This window comes from Binatus sp. (SeqCode), from assembly GCF_050013435.1.
GTDB lineage: Bacteria > Desulfobacterota > Binatia > Binatales > Binataceae > Binatus.
Map to the genome: position 1 here is coordinate 16,592 of NZ_JBEKFG010000033.1, position 18,527 is coordinate 35,118.

17 protein-coding genes are annotated in these 18,527 nt (G+C 62.1%); 6 read left to right on the forward strand and 11 right to left on the reverse strand.

All coding sequences use genetic code 11. From position 1 onward, the window contains the following. Positions 1-17: 17 nt before the first annotated feature. The 7 genes from ABSB13_RS08600 to uvrC all read right to left on the reverse strand — a co-directional run bounded on the left by ABSB13_RS08600 (position 18) and on the right by uvrC (position 9,990). Positions 18-1,175 carry an acyl-CoA dehydrogenase family protein gene (locus tag ABSB13_RS08600; RefSeq protein ID WP_428107427.1) on the reverse strand — a complete coding sequence of 386 codons (1,158 nt, stop codon included), beginning with the start codon at positions 1,173-1,175 and terminating at the stop codon, positions 18-20. A gap of 6 nt (positions 1,176-1,181) precedes the next feature. Next, the gene (gene icmB, locus ABSB13_RS08605) at positions 1,182-1,586 is read right to left on the reverse strand and encodes a coenzyme B12-dependent isobutyryl CoA mutase small subunit (protein ID WP_424674283.1); all 405 of its coding nucleotides are present in this window, start codon (positions 1,584-1,586) and stop codon (positions 1,182-1,184) included. 2 nt (positions 1,587-1,588) lie between these two features. Beyond that, a complete protein-coding gene (locus tag ABSB13_RS08610) occupies positions 1,589-3,223 on the reverse strand; it encodes an acyl-CoA mutase large subunit family protein (RefSeq protein ID WP_428107428.1) in 1,635 nt (544 codons plus the stop codon). 12 nt (positions 3,224-3,235) lie between these two features. Continuing rightward, positions 3,236-4,381 (reverse strand): acyl-CoA dehydrogenase, encoded by a 1,146-nt coding sequence (locus ABSB13_RS08615; protein ID WP_428107430.1) that lies wholly within the window; start codon positions 4,379-4,381, stop codon positions 3,236-3,238. Between the two features lie 166 nt (positions 4,382-4,547). Further along, entirely contained in the window at positions 4,548-4,868 is a 321-nt protein-coding gene (locus tag ABSB13_RS08620; RefSeq protein ID WP_428107431.1) for a helix-turn-helix domain-containing transcriptional regulator, read from the reverse strand. Between the two features lie 229 nt (positions 4,869-5,097). Continuing rightward, positions 5,098-7,707: a DNA internalization-related competence protein ComEC/Rec2 gene (locus ABSB13_RS08625; protein WP_428107433.1), complete on the reverse strand. Its 2,610-nt coding sequence runs from the start codon at positions 7,705-7,707 to the stop codon at positions 5,098-5,100. A gap of 192 nt (positions 7,708-7,899) precedes the next feature. Next, complete coding sequence (gene uvrC / locus ABSB13_RS08630; protein ID WP_428107434.1) at positions 7,900-9,990, reverse strand: excinuclease ABC subunit UvrC; 2,091 nt, start codon at positions 9,988-9,990, stop codon at positions 7,900-7,902. A gap of 115 nt (positions 9,991-10,105) precedes the next feature. Here uvrC and ABSB13_RS08635 point away from each other — a divergent pair, with 115 nt between their 5' ends. Then, positions 10,106-10,948 (forward strand): SDR family NAD(P)-dependent oxidoreductase, encoded by an 843-nt coding sequence (locus tag ABSB13_RS08635; protein WP_428107435.1) that lies wholly within the window; start codon positions 10,106-10,108, stop codon positions 10,946-10,948. 18 nt (positions 10,949-10,966) lie between these two features. Here the strand turns inward: ABSB13_RS08635 and ABSB13_RS08640 are convergent, their stop codons facing one another. From ABSB13_RS08640 to ABSB13_RS08650, 3 genes are all read right to left on the reverse strand, one after another. Continuing rightward, a complete protein-coding gene (locus tag ABSB13_RS08640; RefSeq protein ID WP_428107437.1) occupies positions 10,967-11,974 on the reverse strand; it encodes an aldo/keto reductase in 1,008 nt (335 codons plus the stop codon). Positions 11,975-12,479: 505 nt separating this feature from the next. Further along, positions 12,480-12,677 carry a hypothetical protein gene (locus tag ABSB13_RS08645; protein WP_428107438.1) on the reverse strand — a complete coding sequence of 66 codons (198 nt, stop codon included), beginning with the start codon at positions 12,675-12,677 and terminating at the stop codon, positions 12,480-12,482. Between the two features lie 171 nt (positions 12,678-12,848). After that, complete coding sequence (locus ABSB13_RS08650) at positions 12,849-13,001, reverse strand: hypothetical protein (RefSeq protein ID WP_428107440.1); 153 nt, start codon at positions 12,999-13,001, stop codon at positions 12,849-12,851. Positions 13,002-13,005: 4 nt separating this feature from the next. Here ABSB13_RS08650 and ABSB13_RS08655 point away from each other — a divergent pair, with 4 nt between their 5' ends. Together ABSB13_RS08655 and ABSB13_RS08660 are read left to right on the forward strand one after the other, a co-directional pair. After that, a complete protein-coding gene (locus tag ABSB13_RS08655) occupies positions 13,006-13,914 on the forward strand; it encodes an outer membrane protein assembly factor BamB family protein (protein ID WP_428107441.1) in 909 nt (302 codons plus the stop codon). 73 nt (positions 13,915-13,987) lie between these two features. Beyond that, positions 13,988-14,488 (forward strand): hypothetical protein, encoded by a 501-nt coding sequence (locus ABSB13_RS08660; protein WP_428107443.1) that lies wholly within the window; start codon positions 13,988-13,990, stop codon positions 14,486-14,488. Positions 14,489-14,883: 395 nt separating this feature from the next. On the opposite strand, the gene ABSB13_RS08665 is transcribed toward ABSB13_RS08660, so the two are convergent. Beyond that, positions 14,884-15,336 (reverse strand): pyridoxamine 5'-phosphate oxidase family protein, encoded by a 453-nt coding sequence (locus ABSB13_RS08665; protein ID WP_428107444.1) that lies wholly within the window; start codon positions 15,334-15,336, stop codon positions 14,884-14,886. A 96-nt stretch (positions 15,337-15,432) separates the two neighbouring features. Here ABSB13_RS08665 and ABSB13_RS08670 point away from each other — a divergent pair, with 96 nt between their 5' ends. Genes ABSB13_RS08670 through larAH form a run of 3 tightly spaced genes read left to right on the forward strand, consistent with a single transcriptional unit; the run spans position 15,433 to position 18,524 of the window. Next, on the forward strand, positions 15,433-16,044 hold the full coding sequence (locus tag ABSB13_RS08670) for a TetR/AcrR family transcriptional regulator (RefSeq protein WP_428107446.1): 612 nt from the start codon (positions 15,433-15,435) through the stop codon (positions 16,042-16,044). A 31-nt stretch (positions 16,045-16,075) separates the two neighbouring features. Further along, positions 16,076-16,897 (forward strand): HAD family hydrolase, encoded by an 822-nt coding sequence (locus tag ABSB13_RS08675; RefSeq protein WP_428107447.1) that lies wholly within the window; start codon positions 16,076-16,078, stop codon positions 16,895-16,897. After that, positions 16,884-18,524 (forward strand): NPN-dependent hydroxyacid isomerase, LarAH14/15/16 family, encoded by a 1,641-nt coding sequence (gene larAH / locus ABSB13_RS08680; RefSeq protein ID WP_428107448.1) that lies wholly within the window; start codon positions 16,884-16,886, stop codon positions 18,522-18,524. The genes ABSB13_RS08675 and larAH overlap by 14 nt, the downstream gene beginning before the upstream one ends. Positions 18,525-18,527 lie beyond the last annotated feature (3 nt).

Consider the following 18,527-nt stretch of genomic DNA (forward strand, 5'->3'; position numbering starts at 1 on the left):
GCAGTCCAGGCGAGCGATCAGGCGGGCAGGTAGCCGTCGCGCAGCAGCGACTTGGCGATGATCATCCGCTGCACTTCACTGGTGCCCTCGCCGATTTCCGAGAGCTTGGCGTCGCGCATGTAGCGCTCGACCGGGAAATCGGTGACGTAACCGTAGCCGCCGTGGATCTGCACGGCTTTGATCGTTGACCACATCGCGGTTTCCGACGCGAACAGCTTTGCCATCGCGGCCTCGCGCCCAAACGGCTTGCCCGCGTCCCTGAGCGCGGCGGCGCGGCAGATGAGCACCCACGACGCGTCGATTCTGGTCGCCATGTCCGCGAACATCCACTGGATCGCCTGGAACTCGGCAATTTTCTTGCCGAACTGCCCGCGTTGGAGCGCGTATGCGCGGGCTTCCTCGAATCCGCCGCGCGCGATTCCCGCCGCGAATCCGGCGATTCCGATTCGCCCCGCTTCGAGCACCTTGAGCGTCTGCCGGTAGCCGGCGCCGAGTTCGCCGACGAGGTTGCGCGCCGGCACGGTGACGTTGTCGAAGATAACTTCGGCGGTATCCGACGCGCGCAGTCCCAGCTTTTCGATTTTCTTTCCGGTCGAGAGTCCCGCCGTGCCGCGATCGACGATGAACGCCGACACGCCGTCGCGTCCGCGTGATTGCTCGGTTATCGCCATCACCACGTACACGTCGGCGACCGTGCCGTTGGTTATAAACATCTTGGCGCCGGTGATCGAATAGTTGTCGCCGACCCGCGTGGCCTTCGTGCGCATCGCGGCCGCGTCCGAACCGGAGCTCGGCTCGGTCAGGCACCACGCGCCGAGCTTCTTCGCCTCGAGCATGGCGGGAACATAGTGATCGCGCTGCTGGTCGGATGCGAACCCGGCGATGTGCCCGGTCGAGAGCGACATATGCGCGGCGCAGGTGAGCCCGATCGACGCGTCGTAGCGCGAGAGCCCCTCCACGACGAGTACCTGAGAGAGGGTGTCCGCGCCGCCGCCGCCAAATTTTTCCGGAAATGCGACGCCGAGAAAGCCGAGCCGGCCAAGCTGCTCGACGATATGCCGCGGGAAGGTTTCCTCCTTGTCCCACCTGGTCGAATTCGGCTTGATTTCGCGCTCGGCGAAGTCGGTCAACGTTTCGCGGATGCGCCGCTGCTCTTCGGTAAGATCGAAGTTCATATCAACTTAAGTGCGAGGCGCGACATTCTCGCGCACCCACTTGACGATGTCTTCAGTTGACGCGCCGGGGGTAAAAATCTGGCGCACGCCCATCTGCTTGAGCTTGACGGCGTCGTCGTCAGGAATAATCCCGCCGCCGAAAACCGCGATCTCGCCGGCGCCGCGCTCCTTGAGCAGGCGCATCACCTCGGGGAACAGCGTCATGTGTGCGCCCGAAAGGACGCTCAGCCCGACCGCGTCGGCGTCTTCCTGCACGGCGGCCTCCGCGATCATTTCGGGCGTCTGATGAAGCCCGGTGTAGATAACCTCGAAGCCGCCGTCGCGCAGCGCGCGTGCGATAATTTTCGCGCCGCGATCGTGACCGTCGAGTCCGGGCTTTGCCACCAGAATTCTGAGTCTCTTGTCCGCCATCGCTAAATCCAGCCTGGGTCTTTGTACACGCCAAACTCGGCGCGAAAGATATCGGAGATCTCGCCGACGGTGGCGTCGCGGCGCACCGCCTCGCAAATCGGGTCCATCAGGTTCTCGCCGCAGCGGCACGCATCGGCGACGCGAGCGAGCGCTTCCCTGACCGCGACGGAGTTTCGTTCGCGCTTGACCTTGCGCACGCGCTGAATCTGCCGCTCTTCGATCGCCGCATCGATCTTCAGCGTCGCGATCGGAAATTCCTCGGGAACTGAATACTTGTTCACGCCGACCACCGTCTTGATCCCCTGTTCCAGTTGGCGCTGAAAGTGAAATGCGGCCTCGGCGATCTCGCGCTGCGGATAGCCCGTCTCGATTGCCTTGACCATCCCGCCCATCTCGTCGATGCGCCGGATATAGTCGTTCGCCTCGCGTTCCATCCGGTCCGTGAGCGCCTCGATCGCATAGCTGCCGCCGAATGGATCGATCGTATTGGTCACGCCGGTTTCTTCGGCGATCACTTGTTGCGTGCGCAGCGCGACCATCACGGCCTGTTCGGTGGGCAACGCGAGCGTCTCGTCCATCGAATTGGTGTGCAGCGACTGGACTCCGCCGAGCACTCCAGCCAGCGCCTGGATCGCCACGCGAACCACGTTATTGATCGGTTGCTGCGCGGTCAGCGACGCGCCCGCGGTTTGCGCATGCGTTCGCAGCATCATCGATTTCGGATTCATTGCGCCGAAACGATCTCTCATGATTCGCGCCCACATCCGGCGCGCGGCGCGGAGCTTGGCAACCTCTTCAAGAAAGTCGTTGTGCAAATTCCAGAAGAACGACAGCCGCGGCGCGAACTCGTCGACCCCGATCCCGCGCTTGACTGCTTCGTCGACGTAGCAGATGCCGTCGGCAATCGTGAACGCCAGCTCCTGGACGGCGGTCGAGCCTGCCTCGCGGATGTGGTAGCCCGAGATCGACACGGGATGCCAGCGCGGAACTTTGCGCGCGCAGAACTCGATCATGTCGGTGACGATTCGCAGCGCCGGGCGCGGCGGGCAAATCCATTCCTTCTGCGCGATGTACTCCTTGAGCATGTCGTTCTGAATGGTTCCGCCGACGCGCTCCCACGGAATTCCGTTGCGCTCAGCCACCACCAGGTACATCGCGAGCAGGATCGACGCCGAACAATTCACCGTCATCGAGGTGGTGACTCTGTCGAGCGGAATTCGATCAAACAGCGTCGCCATGTCGGGGACCGTCGAGACCGACACGCCCTCGCGTCCCACTTCACCAAGCGCGCGTTCGTGGTCGGCGTCGTAGCCCATCAGCGTCGGCATGTCGAACGCAGTGGACAGCCCGTCCTGGCCCTGGCCGAGGAGGAAGTGAAAGCGCGCGTTGGTATCCTCGGCAAGCCCGAACCCGGCGAACTGGCGCATCGTCCACAGCCGCCCGCGATACATCGAGCCGTACACACCGCGCGTGAATGGAAACTCGCCGGGGTTGCCGATCGCGTCATCGTACGAGCCAGTTACGTCGCCGGGGGTGTAGAGCGGGTCGAGTTCCATGTCGGACACGGTCGAGAAACGGACCGGGCGCTCGCTCGCATTCCGGTAGGTGGTCTCGAGCCATTTCTTTTTGTTGCCCACAGTGCGCGACCCTCACCGGTTTTCGAGCACGCTGCTCGCGATTACCAGGCGCTGAATCTCCGACGTTCCTTCGTAAATCTCGGTGATCTTGGCGTCGCGGAAAAAGCGCTCGACTCTGAACGCCTTGGTGTAGCCGTAGCCGCCATGAATCTGCACCGCCTCGGTGGCCGACTTCATCGCGGTTTCAGCGGCGAACAGCTTCGCCATCGCGGATTCTTTGGTGCATGACTCGCCACGATCCTTGAGCGTGGCGGCGCGATGCGTCAGCAGGCGGGCCGCGTCGATCTCGACCGCCATGTCGGCAAGCTTCCACTGAATCGCCTGGTACTGTGCGATCGGCTTGCCGAATGTCAGGCGTTCATTCGCGTATTTCAACGACGCCTCGAGAGACGCGCGCGCGATTCCGAGCGCCTGCGACGCGATCCCGATCCGGCCCCCGTCGAGCGTTTTCATGGCAACCTTGAACCCATCCCCTTCCTCGAGCAGCAGGTTCTCGCGCGGCACGCGCATATCCGAAAAGCTCAACTGCGCGGACTGCGCGCCGTGGATTCCCATCTTGTCTTCGACCCGCGTCACCGCCCATCCCGGGGTGTCGGTCTCGACGGCAAACGCGCTGATCCCACGATGGCCCTTGTCGGGCTGCGTCATCGCAAACACGATCGCCACCTTCGATTGCGGCGCGTTGGTAATAAAATTCTTGGTCCCGTTGATCACGTACGAGTCGCCATCGAGCACCGCACGCGTCTTCTGCCCCGCCGCGTCGGAGCCGGCCTCCGGTTCGGTCAGCGCGAAGCATCCCAGCCAGTCGCCGCTCGCCATCTTCGGCAGAAAGTGATTTTTTTGGCGGGCCGTGCCGAGTCCGAGAATCGGCCACGACGCGAGCGAGCAATGCGCCGACATTATCACCGCCGTCGAAGCGCATTCGACCGCCAGTTCCTCAAGCACCAGCGAATAGGCAACGTGGTCGAGGCCCGCGCCGCCATATTGTTCGGGAAGGAATATGCCGAGCATCCCGAGCCTGGCGAGTTCGTCGATCGCTGCGGCGGGATATCGATGCGCGCGGTCGGCCTCGACGCCGATCGGCCCAAGTTTCTCGCGCGCGAAGCGGCGGGCCACGTCGCGCGCGCCGCGTTGCGCTTCAGTGAGTTCGAGATCCATCCCGCTCCATATGTAGCGTAGAGCGATGGGCCGGTCGATAGAACCGCCCGCCCGTTGGCACGGCGCGCTGAACGACTGTTCGGACCGGCCGCTCTGGCCGCGCGACGCGGCGTTCACTAATGCCGGGCAGCAGTGACAGCTGACGGGACGAGGTGGATCGATTCGCCTACGCGCGCGCGGCCTTGACCTCGAAGCGCACGCCTTCATGGCGCTGGAGGAAGCTGACGATCTCGAAGAGATTGCCGGCGCGCGGGTTGCCTGCTGGTCCCAGCATTCGCATGAGGCTTTTGGAAGGAATGCGTGTCGCCTTAGCGAGGTCGGTAAAGCCAAGGGTCGCGTTGATGTAATCGCGCAGGATGGTCTTCGCCATGGCTACATCGCCGGCGAGCATCGCCTCGACTCCTTCGCGGAGAAGCTCTTTTCGGAACTTGGGATCACGCTCGACGCGAGCGCGAATGGTTTCTTTGAAATCGCGAGTGAGCGGCATGGCCAAAGCCTCCTACTTCCTTCGTTTGTAATCCTGCCACGCCGCGAACGGGCTGCCGCCGCTGCTATCGAGATATTCTCGAACGACGATCATCGGCTATAGTAACACATACGTTACCATTGTCAAGAGGCGAATCAGAAGCGTGATTCGTCTGCGTCGGTGCGACTCGACTGATAAAGCACATTATCGTTCATGGTCCGCCGTCCATACAGGCAAAGGGGGCGGGCAACTACGGGACGAGGTGGATTGAATCGCCGGGGCGCGCGCGGAAGGTTCGCACGGTCATCCGATCCCGCGCGGCATCGACCATCACGGCGCCGTCGAGGTCGGTGCGCATCAGGATGGCGCCCGCTTCCACGTAACGTTCGACGACCGCGTCCGACGGAAAATGAAAATAGTTCAAATATCCGTCCGAGATGACCGCAGCCTCGGGATGCACGGCGGCAATGAATGCCGGCGTCGAGGAACTCGCGCTGCCATGATGCGGCACTTTGAGCATCGTCGCGTGAAGATCGGCGCGGTTATCGATCATCGCGCGCTCGCCACCCGACTCGATGTCGCCGGTGAACAGCAATGACGCGCTGCCAAAACTGAATCGCAACACCATCGAGTTGTTATTGTGCGTCCTTGCGGCGCCGGTGCCGCCGTTGAGCGACGAAATAGCAACGCCGCCGATCGCCGCGACCGGCGCCGTCTCGCCCACCTGCACCATCGGAATTTTGGCGCGCGCGAGGTCGTCCATCAGCCGTGCGTAGCTCACGTCGGCGCTCGCCACTCCCGTGGTCCAGAACGCGCGTGGCGCGAAGTTCATAGCAATAAAATCCAGACCGCCGAAATGGTCGAGGTCGGGATGGCTCAGCGCAAGGTAATCGACGCGCATTATTTTTTGCGACCACAAATATGCCGCGACAATTCGCTCGCCAGTGTCGAAATCGCCATAGGAGCCACCGCCGTCGATCACCATCACGCGCGAGCCGGGAAATCGCACCACCGCGCCGTCGCCCTCGCCCACCGACAGGAACGTCACGCGCAGATCGGGATTGAAAAAACGTTCGTACGTCCAGCATCCCGCGTCAACTATCAGGACAATCGCCAGCGCAACGGCGCATCGCGCAGGCCATCGCAATCCGAGCATGGCCGCAGGGCCGCTCGCAACGTCCCCGCGAGTTCGGTCGTCGCGCGATCGCTTCCGGGTTATCGCCACGGCAAGCGGCGCGAGCAGCCAAATCATCAGCAACCCATAAGCGATTGCGAGTTCGAGAATCGTCGGCGTGAAGATACGAAACCACGCCAGCGGCCAATCGACGAACCAGGCCGCCAGCCAGTTGCCGGCCGCAAGCGCGTGCGCGCCGAACAGCAGTATCGGGCGCGCGGCAGGCTGCGAAACAAAACTCAATGCGGCTGCAACCAGTCCGCTGATCGTGGCGCCGAACGCCATGATCGGCACCACCACGGCGTTCGCGACCAGGCCGACAACCGCGAACTGGTTGAAGTGGTACGCCGTGAGAGGAGCCGTCCCGAGCATCGCCCAGAACGACACCGCGAGATACCCGGCAAAGCCTTCCAGAAATCGCCATCGTGGCGACGAGGGTTCGCCGGGAAGCCTCCCGATGCGTTGGCGGCGCGCGAACCAGGCGGCAAAGCGGCGCATCCCGAGAATGATCGCAATCACCGACGCAAAGGAGAGCTGAAACCCGATGTCGGCGGTCGAACCCGGGAGTGCGACGCAAATCACGATCGCAGCCAGAGCCAACGACGCGATCGCCTCGCGAGAACGATCGATCGCCACGGCCAGCATATACGCGAGCACCATCACCAGCGCGCGTATCGTGGACACGTGATGCCCCGCGATCGACGCGTACGCGCATACCGCTATCATCGCGGCGATCGCGGCAACCTTGTTCGCGTAGCCGCGGTTTGCCAGCCCCGGGAACAGCATCATCGCGAGCCTCACGACGGCGAACATCGCGGCCGCCACGATGCTCAAATGCAGTCCCGAGATAACCAGCAAATGGGCCATCCCGGTGCGCGCGAACGTCTGTCGAAGCGGTTCGCCGATTTCGCCTCGATCGCCGATCACGAGCGCACGCATCTCGGCATTTTCAGGATAGGCAAGGTTGCGATCGAAGAACTCGCCGATATGAGTTCTTATCGATTCAATCTGGCTAGAGGGAAAGCTCGACCGATGCCCGATGATTTGAAATCGCGCCGAGCCGAGGGATCCTTTCGGCGCGGTCATCGTCGCGTCGATGCCGTCGCGCGCCATTTGTCCGGCGTAGTCGAACTCGTCGGGGTTCCCGTAGTTGCGAGGAAAATGAATTCGCGCGCTCAGCCTGATTTCGTCGCCCAGCTCGAAGCTTCCGCCACCGAGTACCGCGATTCGGACATTGCCTCTGGACGGCAGCATCGCGCGGCCATTCTCGGCGGCTCGCTCGACCCGGAGGTACAGCCGATCGCCATAAGCCTCGCGCTCGGTCTCGCGATACAGATGTCCTTCGATCGTAATGCGCGAATCGTCCACCATCGTGGCGATGCCATGTAGCACGCGCGGCGGATCCAGTACGTTCGCCACGGCCACTGTTGCGGTCAGTGCAAGCGCAACGTACGCCGCGGCGAGACCCAGTGTCCGTCGAGCAGCCAGAAAAGCGCCGAGCGCTAGCCCGGCGACCATCAACGCGAGCCACAGTGGAATCGCGATGTGAAAATTGCCAAGCGCATCGCCCGCGGCTACGGAGATTGCGACCGCATAGATCGGCGCAATCCGTTCAAGCAGGCTGACCGCCGGGATCGGGGGTATAATCTCGCGGGACCTGATCGACTTCAGCCCGACAGGTCGCAATGCGGCGCGGTTTATGGAAAGTGCTCCCGCAGCGATAGCAACGCACTCCTTTGCGGATCAACGGCGGCGTGAGGTCGAGGTTGACTCCAAGATTATGCGCCGACACAAGCGAGTAGCGCGACCAACGATGTGTGCCCTGGGGAACTTCCCTGTCAATCGCGAGCGGGGGTGTCGTTGACTCGAGCGCCGGAGCTATTCGGGGGCAATGGCGGATGAAGCGAGCGGGTGAGCCGGTTGATCCGCGGAGTCGGCGGATTCTTCGACGTCGAGCAGCGCCGTCATTTCGTCGAGATGGCGGCGAATCTCGGCGGCAAGCTCGCGATTGAGTCCCTTCACTGCGGCAAGCTCGTCGGTCGTCGCGTCGCGAATCCGCTTGAGGCTCCCAAAATGGCGGAGCATCGCGCGCCGTCGCACCGGGCCGACGCCCTCGATATCGTCGAGCACCGAGCGCAGCCGCGCGCGGCGCCTCAGTTCGCGGTTGTAGGTGATCGCGAATCGATGGGCCTCGTCGCGAATCCTCACGAGCAGGAACAGCGCCGTCGAATTTTTCGGCAGCACGATCGGATCCTTGCGTTTGGGAACAAAGACGCGCTCCTCGGATTTCGTCACTTCTTTTTCGCGCCGGTCGTTGAGCACATGTTGCTTGGCCAACGACACGCAGTCGATCTGATCGGCAAGCTTGAACTCGCGGATCACCTCGAGCGCGACGTTCAGTTGTCCCTTGCCGCCGTCGATGACCCACAAATCGGGGTATTCGTTTTCGCGCACCGCGCGTTCGAGCCGGCGCTTGAGGACTTCGTACATGCTGGCGAAGTCATCCTGGCCCTCGAAACTGCGAATCCGGTAGCGGCGGTAGAGATTTTTTTGCGGCTCGCCTTCGTCGAACGTAACCTGCGACCCGACCACCATCGAGCCCTGCAGATTCGAGATGTCGTAGCATTCCATCCGCTTGGGCGTGTTGCGCAGGCCGAGCTTGGCGCGCAGCTCCTCGAGCATCTGCTCGCGGGTCTTTTCGTTGTCGCGCCGCGAGGCAAAGCTCTGGCGCGCGTTGTCCATCGCCATTTCGAGCAGGCGCAGCTTCTCGCCACGCTGCGGCTGAAACACTTCGCATTTCTTGCCACGCCGCTCTGAGAGCAGCTCTGCGCGCACGGCGGCGTCCTCCAGTTCGACCGGCACGATCACTTCGTCGGGGATATTGCGCGCTCCCGAGTAATACTGAGTCAGCAGTTCGGACAGGATTTCGTGAACCGGAAATTCCAGGTCCTGAAAGCTCCATCCCTGGGTCCTGGTCAGCTTTCCGCCGCGCACGATCAGCACGATCGCCTCGATGAAGCCGCCCTCGCGGTAGATTCCGAACACGTCCTCGTCGATTCCCCAGTGATGCAGCACGGTTTGCCGCTCGACGGTTTTTTCGATCGCGCGCACTCGGTCTCGGATCCGCGCGGCCTGCTCGAACTCGAGGCGCGACGCGTGATCCTTCATCAGGTCGCGCATCTCGCGGAGCAGTTCGAGATTTTTTCCTTCGAGCAGCATCTGCGCCGCGTGCAAATGGCGGCCGTACTCTTCGCGATCGACCGGCAGGCAGCACGGCCCCAGGCATCGCTTGATCTGATATTCGAGGCATGGCCGCGAACGATTGCGGAACACCGTGTCGGTGCAGGTGCGCAGCGGAAAGACTTTGCGGATGACGTCGATCGTTTCGCGCAGCCCGTCGGCCGAGCCGAACGGGCCGAAGTAGCGTCCGCCGTCCTTGACGATCTTGCGGGTGACCGTGATTCGCGGCCAAGCGTGATTGGTGATCTTTGCGCTTAAGTAGGATTTATCGTCTTTGAGGCGGATATTGTACTTGGGCCGGTACTGCTTGATCAGATTGTTCTCGAGGATCAGCGCTTCCTTCTCGCTCGCGGTGACTATCGTGTCGAAATCGCGCACCCGCCGCATCAGGAAACGAACCTGGAAGCGGCCGTCGCCGCCCTCACGGAAGTATGCGCGCACGCGGGAGCGCAGCGACTTGGCCTTGCCGACGTAAAGCACCTTGCCGGCGCGATCACGCAGCAGATAGACGCCCGGCTCGGTCGAAGCCGCCTCTAACTTCTGGTCGATGGAGACCGAGTCGTCCCCGACTGCGCGCGAATCGGCGGCCGCGGCTTGCCCGGTCTGCGCGGGCGGGTCCGCGGGATACTCGATCAGCGAGCCGTAATGCGGGCCGGTCGGCTCGCCGCCAGCCGGTTCAAGCGGAGCTTCGTTTGCTCCGCGCGGTTTGCTTTCATCTTCCGGGGCCATCGTCGCGGCTATTATATCATCGGGATGCCAATTCGAGGCGGGGTCTGCTACTTAGCTCGATACGGGTCACGCGGCTTGCGTGTCATCGTAATCTTTTAAGCAGAGGAAATCTGAAATGGGCAGGCTCGACGGCAAAGTGGCGGTTATCACGGGCGCGGCGAGCGGAATCGGGCGCGCGACTGCAATCAGGTTCGCGGGCGAAGGCGCGGCGGTTGTGATCGCGGATCTTAACGACGAAGGCGGCCAGGCCGCAGTCCGCGATTGTAAGGAGAACGCCGGACGCGCGATCTTCCAGAAGACCGACGTCTCCGCCGAAGCTGGAATCAAGGCGCTCATCGCGCGCGCCATCAAGGAATTCGGCCGGCTCGATATCATCTACAACAACGCCGGAATCGGCGGCGCGGTCGGATCACTCGAACAAATTTCCGTCGAAGACTGGGACAAGAGTCAGGCGGTGCTGGTGCGCAGCGTGTTCCTGGGGATGAAGCATGCGGCGCCCGAGCTGCGAAAAGCAGGCGGCGGTTCGATAATCTCGACTGCGTCGATCGCAGGCATCCGCGGCGTCGCCGGGCTGCACGCCTACTGCGCGGCGAAGGCCGCCGTGGTGAATCTGACGCGCTCGGCAGCGCTGGAATTCGCCAAGGATAAAATCCGCGTCAATTGCATCTGTCCCGGCATCATCAATACGCCGATCCTGCATCGCAACGTGCCGGGTATGAAAGAAGCGATGGAACAATGGATGGTGAAGGGTCAGCCGATTCCGCGCGCGGGGCATCCGGAGGATATCGCCGGGATGGCGCTCTACCTGGCCAGCGACGATTCGGTATTCGTCACCGGGCAGGCGATGATCGTCGACGGCGGACTGACGGTCGGCAGCCAGTTCGTCGACGCGGGCGGAGGCAGCATGCCGTCGGCGATCCCGCCCGCCGGCTTCCTCGGCCCGTCGTTCCAGGGTTGACAAGCCAGTGGCGCGTGTTCAGGCGCGCGGGTAGCCGGGCAGCCGCGCCTGCATCGCATTGGGATACTCGACCGGCAACGCGCTCGCCTTGTCGAGCGCCGCGATCTCCGCAGCTTCGAGCCGAAATCCGATCGCACCCAGGTTCTGTTCGTTCTGCTCTTCGGTTCGCGCGCCGTAGATCACCGAGCTGACACCGGGCTGCTGATTCACCCACGCCAGAGCGACCTGCGAGATAGTACGGCCTCGTTCCTTCGCGACGTGCTCGACAGCTTCAAGCGTCGAGTAGTTTCGCTCGTCGGCCAACCGATTCCACATATCCATCTTGGCCAGCCGGCTATCGGCGGGCGGGCGCTGCCCCGAGCGATACTTGCCGGTGAGAAATCCACCGCCGAGCGGACTCCACGGAATGACGCCGACGCTCTCGTAGCGGCACATCGGCAGGAGTTCACGTTCGATCTCGCGCGAAATCAAGCTGTATTGGGGCTGCAGGCAGTCAAAACGCGCCAAACCGTGTTTATCGCTGACCGACAGACTCTTCATCAGTTGCCACGCCGTAAAATTCGACGCTCCGATATATCTGACCTTGCCTTGACGCACGAGGTCGTCGAGTGCGCGCATTGTCTCGTCGATCGGCGTTTCGAAGTCCCACGAATGCACCTGGTAGAGATCGATGTAATCCATTTTCAGCCGCCGCAGACTGGCTTCGACTTCCGACATGATATGCCCGCGCGAGAGTCCAATTTGATTCGGCGCCACCGTCTTGCCCATGAAAATATTCGCGTTGAACCGAACTTTTGTCGCGACAATCAAATCTTTTCGCCGCGCGCCGACGATTCGCCCGAGAATTTCCTCCGACGCGCCCGCCGCGTAGACGTTCGCGGTGTCGAGGAAATTACCCCCGACCTCGATAAACCGGTCGAGAATTTTTCCCGCTGTGGCTTCATCTGTTTCGCGTCCAAACGTCATGCAGCCAAGGCAAAGTTCCGATACTTTCAGTCCCGTACCGCCTAATCGCCGATATTCCATGGCTTTTTCGAATCCTCCGCGACCGAGTCTAGTCCGACCATTGACGCCTACAAATCAAAATTCTCGACTTTGAATAATTGCTGAAATGAATCGTCTCATCATTTGGGTGCAAACGGCTCTGGCACCCTCCGGTCGGATGCTCCTCCCAACCAACCGGACTCCGTCCGCAGCGTAAGCGGACGGCTGCTACGATCAGGCGGGCATTGGAGAGTCCCCCCCTCTTCAATTGCCCGCCATTTTTTTATTTCACAACCTCCATCATCGCGAACTTCAGACACAGCACTCGGGCGAGCCAAGATCAACTCGTAGATTTCGTTCGGAGATCGCGCCTTAACTTGACAGCGCGCGCTGGCATCGTCATAGCTCATAGCTTGATGTTTTCGCGGTGGCTCAGATGGCTGGTGGTCGCGCCGGTTGTATTGTTCGTCTTCGGCGCAATTATGCTCAGTTGCGGCGGCAGCAGCGGCTCAGGGACTTCGCCAACCCCGGGTCCGGGCTTTTCCCTCTATGCCATGGTGATCTCAACTGGCGCCCCGGTCTCGCCCACGTTCACCGCCACGCCGTCAGGGTCGCCCACACACACGCCGAAGCCAGTGACGCCCACGATGACGCCGCGTCCCCCGGCAACCACCACCTGCGTGGCGACCACCGCGCCGAGCGCCGCGCCGAGCCCGGTCGCATTCAATGTAATCGGTACATTCACGAAGCACGCCAATACCAAGTACGCGGACATCACGGCAGGACCGCTCACATTTTGGACCTCCAGCAACAACAATGTGCTGCAAGCGCCTCCATCCGGACCTCTGGGCGGCCTCTACACGACGGGGTCTGCGGGATGCATTTGTATTCTAGCGAGCAATTCCGGAGTGAGCAGTCAGCAGGTTGGAGTCGGAGTCGGCATCGACGACTGCACCGACAACTGCCCGCCATGCCCGACTGCTCTCCCTACCGCGACGCCGACGCCGAAACCCGGCTTGGAGCCGGCCGCTTCGAGTACGCCTGCGCCATCGGCGCACAGTGCGGGCATTCTAATGTGGACTTTCGATCCGGGCGCGGAGTTGCGCGGGCGAATCGCGACCGGCGGCGACGGCTCGATATATTTCATCACTCGTGACGGCGTGCTGCACGGGCTGAATTCCGCCGGCAAGGAAACCATGCATCGCGATGCCGACGGGCTGTCGCCGGCAGTCCTGCCCGACGGGACCGTGGTCGCGATGTCATCCAGGTCGGAGCTTGCGGCGATCGCTCCCGACGGCGCCATGCTCTGGAATCTCGAAATCGGCGAGGCTGGGCCGCTGGCCACGACCGACCGCGCTATTTACGCATCCGCGGGCGCCGACCTCGTGTCGGTCAGCACCTCGGGAGCTCTCAATTGGCGCGTGAGCGTTGGACCTGTCACTGCCGCCGCGACGACTCCGGACGGGGTCGTGGTGGGAACCTCGCGCGGCGCGGTTACCGCGCTTGCCTCGGACGGCGCCGTGGTCTGGACGTTCACGCCGGACGGCGGATTTTCGGGATCGGTTGCCTACGCCGACGAGGTCGTCTATGCGGGCTCGCTCGGCGGCGGCGTGTATGCGATCGATTTGCGAACCGGCAATCCCATCTGGCACGTCAACTCCGCGCATGCGGTAACCACCGGACCCGCGGTCGCTCCGTCGGGAACAATCTTCGCTGGCTCCGATACGATCTACGGCGTCTCCGCCGACGGTCAGCTCCGATGGAAAGATCCCACGCTGAAACCGGGCGAGGCCGGACTGTTCGCGCTTGGCTACGACAGCGTCTTCGATGCTGCCACGGGCGACGTGGGCGCGGTGCTCATGGGAGACGGCAGCTACGTCTGGACGTCGCGCAGCTTCGGCAAAATCACGACGGCCGCATCGTCGCCGTCGGGGATGCTGTACGTCGGGACCTCGACCGGCCGCATTTTCGCCATCAGATAAGAATTTTTCATTTTTTCAATGTTCCCCCGAACCCGCTTGACCAGGCTCGTCGAAAAAGCCTGACTGTAAAAGCATGAGCGCCATCGACATCATCAAGCGCCGTCTCAAGGAAGACCGTGTCCCCGAGACTCCCGAGGAAATCGGCCAAAAGAAAAAGCGTCCGCGCCAAGTCGCGTTCATGGACGTGAACCTGTGCTTCCCGTGCGGGAAATGCCCCGAGTTCTGCCCCGTCCAATGCATCGAGCACATGGCGCCCGGCTCGGTGCCGGGACGCGGCGTGCAGCCCGTCCAGGACCGCTTCCAGGAATGCATCGGATGCTTCATCTGCGTCGAAGTATGCGCGCTGCTCACCGACTACGACGCGGTCAGGATGTACGACACCAGCCTGGTCGAGGAAGCGTTGGGCGTGAAGATCACGGACACGCCTCCGCCCGAGCCGATCCCGGCGCAGCCGTTCGAGGAATATTTTTCAGAAGGTGGAGAGTATCGGCATCTCGGGAAAGGATCGCGCATCCGCGAGAAGATGACCGCTGAAGAGCGCGCGATCTTCGCCCGCGAGCGCGTCCGCGGGTAGCTTGGCGAAGTATCAGCCGGGGGGCGATCGTTTGTCGCATTCTCCCCGCCCGCTTGTTTCACCCGCTACACAGGAGGTTTCGCTGCTTGTTGCGGTGTTGCATTGTGGAAACTTCGCCTCAATTCAAAAGTCACAGTTGAGCAGTCGCCGCTCTAAAGAAGTCCTTTAGAAAAGGGGTTTTTTCGTCGGCATGAGCCATGCAGGTCCACTTCGGGGTACCTGATCTGAGCATCAGGAACTCCGGGTGAAAAGAGGAGGCGATGGTCTATGCCATTTGGTATTCTGATCGTTATTGGACTGGTTGCGGTCGCGTTGTATTTCGATCGCGGCACAAGCGATCATGACAATGCGATCCACGGCGATTCCAAGACAAATCATCTCACCTGACAGCTGCGTTACTTGCTCGACGCGCGCCAGACTTCGGGCTTCCGGCCGGTCGTCATTTCGGGCAGCGAGGTCAACTCGACGCGCTCCGGCGTTATCAGCATCAGGCCGAAGTCTTTCGACTCGGGACCGCCGGGCCAGAACTGCGCCAGATCGTAATCGAAGACCTTGCCATTCCAGATTCGCTTTTTTTCAGCCAGGTCCTCAACGAACTCAGCTTTCCCGGTGACCGTCAGATGAACCATCTCGGCGCCGATCTGGTAGAAGAGTTCAACCCTGGGATTCTTCGCGATATGCCGGGCTTTCGCCGACGTGCGTCCGGTGGCGATCCACACGCGCTTACCCTCGAAGGCTGGATGCACTACGCGGACCTTGGGCTGGCTTCCGTCTGCCGTCGCCAGATATGCCCAGGTCGCCTTGGTGGCGGCTGCGTGGGCTTTGTCCCAAAATTTTGAATCGCTCATGGAAGCACCTCGCCAACTGTCTCGTAACACTGCGGTGACGCGTTTGACACTGTGAGTATCCCCTACTAGCTTGAAACTTCCGCACGGAGCAGCGCAATGGAACGCCACGCCCGACGCGCGCAGGTGTTGCGCCATGCCAAGCGCATCTTTGCCCGCAAGGGATATCACAGGACCAATGTCGCGGACATCATTGCCCGCGCCCGCATCGCGCGCGGCACCTTCTATCTCTATTTCGAGAACAAGAAGGACCTCTTCGAGGAATTGCTCGAGCAGGTCGTCGGCGAGCTGACCCAGAGAATTCAACGCATCCGCCCGGGACCGGGAGAGGCGGACCCCGTCGATCAATTGCGCGACAACCTGACCCGCGTTCTGCGCTACGTGCTGGCCGAGCGCGAACTTACCGACATCCTGCTCAACCATTCCACCGGTTTCGACCACGAGCTCGACGAGAAGATTCAGGATTTCTACGACCGGATCGCGGCGCTGATCAAGCGCTCGCTCGATCTCGGAATCGAGATGAATCTGGTGCGCAACTCGGACACGCGCGCGGTGTCGTACGCAATCCTGGGCGGTATCAAGGAAGTGGTTGGGATGCTCTCGCGCAGCGACGACCCCGACATTGCCGCGCTGGTCGAGGAGATACTCGGCTTTGGCCTGCGGGGAGTGGCGCGTCCCGAGTTATTTGAAGTTCGCACCAGCGCCAGGTGAGCGCTTTTTTTTGGGCGCCAACTAGACTGACATGTCAGTTTATACCCACAAGAAATCGTCCAACGCGCTCGCGCCCAAGGCCCCCACTCCCTCAAGCCGCCGCGCGGCTTTCTACGATCTCGACGGCACCATCGTCGATCTGAACCTGGTGCATGCCGCCATCTTCACGCTCGCCAACGTCGGCGAATGGAGCGGGCGCGTCGCCTACCTGCTCGCTTTTGCCGCGCGAATCCCGCGCTTGTACGTCGCCGAACGGCGCGACCGCCGGCTCCTGAACACAGTCCTGTTCGAGGCCTTCAAGGGCGTCTCGCGCGACCGGCTGCTCTCGCTCGGCGAGGAATATTGCGCGCGCGTCCTCATCGGCCATCTTTTTCCGCACGCAGTGGAATTGATCGAGGCGAATCGCGCGGCCGGCATCGAGCCGGTGCTCGTGACCGGTTCTCCCGACTTCATCGTCGCCCCGCTCGCGCGTCATCTTGGCGTGGCCGACTTCGCCGCCAACCGATTTGTCTTCAGCCGCGGCCGCGCCACCGGCCGGCTGGCCGAACCTGTGATGGCCGGGGACGAAAAAGCGGCCTGGTGCGCAAACTATGCCGCCGGCCGCAACATCGATCTGGCGGATTGCTGGGGCTACGCCGATTCGCATTACGACACCGCGTTTCTCGCCAATGTCGGGCATCCCGTGGCCGTCAATCCCGACCGCAGATTGCGCGCTGCCGCGCTCGGCCGGCAATGGCCGGTGATTCATTTCGAGCCGGCCGCGGCTTCACAGCCACTTGGCGATTTCGAGAGCGCCCAGGACCCCAAACAGGACATCGAACGATCGACGCGAGGCTCGGATGGCGCGGCCTGAAGCAAAACTCAAGGAACTCAAAACCGCCGAGCTGCGCCATGAAGTCGGCGCGCGCAGCGACCTGGTCGTCAAGCTCAATCGGCGCTCGGAGCGCCGCGTCATCCCTTATGGCGAGGAATTTCTTTTCGAAAAACTGCCGGTCGGCACCCGCGTGATCTATCCGCCGCCGCCGATGGACCCGCTCGCCGACCCCGACCAGGCGATTCGCTACGCGATCCTGCATCCCGAGAACCAGGACCCGCTGTTCGCCCAGCTGAGTCCCAATATGCGCGTGACGATCGCGATCGACGACATCAGTCTCCCGCTGCCGCAGATGCGCCGGCCTGACATCCGCGAGCGCCTCCTCAACCAGGTGCTGCAGACGCTTGCCGATTACGGCGTTGACGATGTGCATCTGGTGATCGCGACCTCGTTGCATCGGCGCATGACCGAAGCCGAGATTCGCCGCGTCGTTGGCGAGCGCGCGTTCAAGCAGTATTGGCCCGACCGGCTCTACAACTTCGACGCGGAAAATCGCGCCGAGCTGGCGATGCTCGGCAAGACCGAACATGGCGAGGAAGTATGGCTGTCGCGGCGCGCCGCGGAGTCCGACCTGCTCATTTATTTGAACATCAACCTGGTGCCAATGGACGGCGGGCACAAGTCAGTCGCGGTGGGACTCGCGCCCTACCAGAGTCTGCGCCATCACCACAACGTCGCGACGCTGCGCGATTCGCACTCGTACATGGACCCAGCGCGCTCGGCGTTGCATCGTTCGTCGGACCGGATGGGCAAGCTGATTCACAAATCGCTCAACATTTTCCAGATCGAGACCGCGGTGAATACGCGGATGTACGGCGGGATGCTCGACTTTCTGCACAAGAACGAAGACCGCTTCACCGACTGGGATCGCACGCGGCTGAAGGGCTTTCAATGGACGATGCGCAACCTGTCCAGCGAGATGCGCCGCAACCTGCTGCACAACTACGCGGCGCCCTACGGAATGATCGGCGTGTGGGCGGGGGATACCGAGGCGGTGCATCAAAAGGCGCTGGCGCGGGTGTTCCAGCAATACGCGGTGCCGGTGAAGGGACAGGCCGATATACTAATTGTAGGTGTTCCCTACATCTGTCCCTACAACGTCAACTCGATCATGAATCCGGTGCTCGTGCAGTGCACCGCGATGGGCTACTTGTTCAACATGTATCGCAACAAGCCGCTGGTTCGCGAAGGCGGCACGCTGATCATCTGCCATCCGCTGCGCGACGAATTTCATCCCGAGCATCATCCGAGTTACATCGAGTTTTTCCATCGATGCCTGGCCGAGACCACTGACGCCGTCGAGCTCGAGAAAAAGTTCGAGCGCGAGTTCGCACACAACCCGACCTACATACATATGTACCGCTACGGCAACGCCTACCACGGCGTGCATCCGTTCTACATGTGGTACTGGGGCGAGCCCGCTCGCCAGCATCTCGGGCGCGTGATCGCCGCGGGATGCGAAGAGCCTGAGGTCGCCGCGCGGCTTGGATGGGAAGCGGCGGACACGCTCGACGAGGCGATCGCAATGGCGACGTCCGAGAGTGGACGCTCGGCGTCGATAACCTACCTTCACTTGCCGCCGCTGGTGATCGCTGATGTCGAGTAGCAA

Bases quoted from the DNA above. Each gene is read 5' to 3' on its own strand.
- ABSB13_RS08600 (WP_428107427.1), bottom strand. From the start codon at position 1,175: ATGAACTTCGATCTTACCGAAGAGCAGCGGCGCATCCGCGAAACGTTG.
- icmB (WP_424674283.1), bottom strand. From the start codon at position 1,586: ATGGCGGACAAGAGACTCAGAATTCTGGTGGCAAAGCCCGGACTCGAC.
- ABSB13_RS08615 (WP_428107430.1), bottom strand. From the start codon at position 4,381: ATGGATCTCGAACTCACTGAAGCGCAACGCGGCGCGCGCGACGTGGCC.
- ABSB13_RS08620 (WP_428107431.1), bottom strand. From the start codon at position 4,868: ATGCCGCTCACTCGCGATTTCAAAGAAACCATTCGCGCTCGCGTCGAG.
- uvrC (WP_428107434.1), bottom strand. From the start codon at position 9,990: ATGGCCCCGGAAGATGAAAGCAAACCGCGCGGAGCAAACGAAGCTCCG.
- ABSB13_RS08635 (WP_428107435.1), top strand. From the start codon at position 10,106: ATGGGCAGGCTCGACGGCAAAGTGGCGGTTATCACGGGCGCGGCGAGC.
- ABSB13_RS08640 (WP_428107437.1), bottom strand. From the start codon at position 11,974: ATGGAATATCGGCGATTAGGCGGTACGGGACTGAAAGTATCGGAACTT.
- ABSB13_RS08650 (WP_428107440.1), bottom strand. From the start codon at position 13,001: ATGCCCGCACTGTGCGCCGATGGCGCAGGCGTACTCGAAGCGGCCGGC.
- ABSB13_RS08655 (WP_428107441.1), top strand. From the start codon at position 13,006: ATGTGGACTTTCGATCCGGGCGCGGAGTTGCGCGGGCGAATCGCGACC.
- ABSB13_RS08660 (WP_428107443.1), top strand. From the start codon at position 13,988: ATGAGCGCCATCGACATCATCAAGCGCCGTCTCAAGGAAGACCGTGTC.
- ABSB13_RS08665 (WP_428107444.1), bottom strand. From the start codon at position 15,336: ATGAGCGATTCAAAATTTTGGGACAAAGCCCACGCAGCCGCCACCAAG.
- ABSB13_RS08670 (WP_428107446.1), top strand. From the start codon at position 15,433: ATGGAACGCCACGCCCGACGCGCGCAGGTGTTGCGCCATGCCAAGCGC.
- ABSB13_RS08675 (WP_428107447.1), top strand. From the start codon at position 16,076: ATGTCAGTTTATACCCACAAGAAATCGTCCAACGCGCTCGCGCCCAAG.
- larAH (WP_428107448.1), top strand. From the start codon at position 16,884: ATGGCGCGGCCTGAAGCAAAACTCAAGGAACTCAAAACCGCCGAGCTG.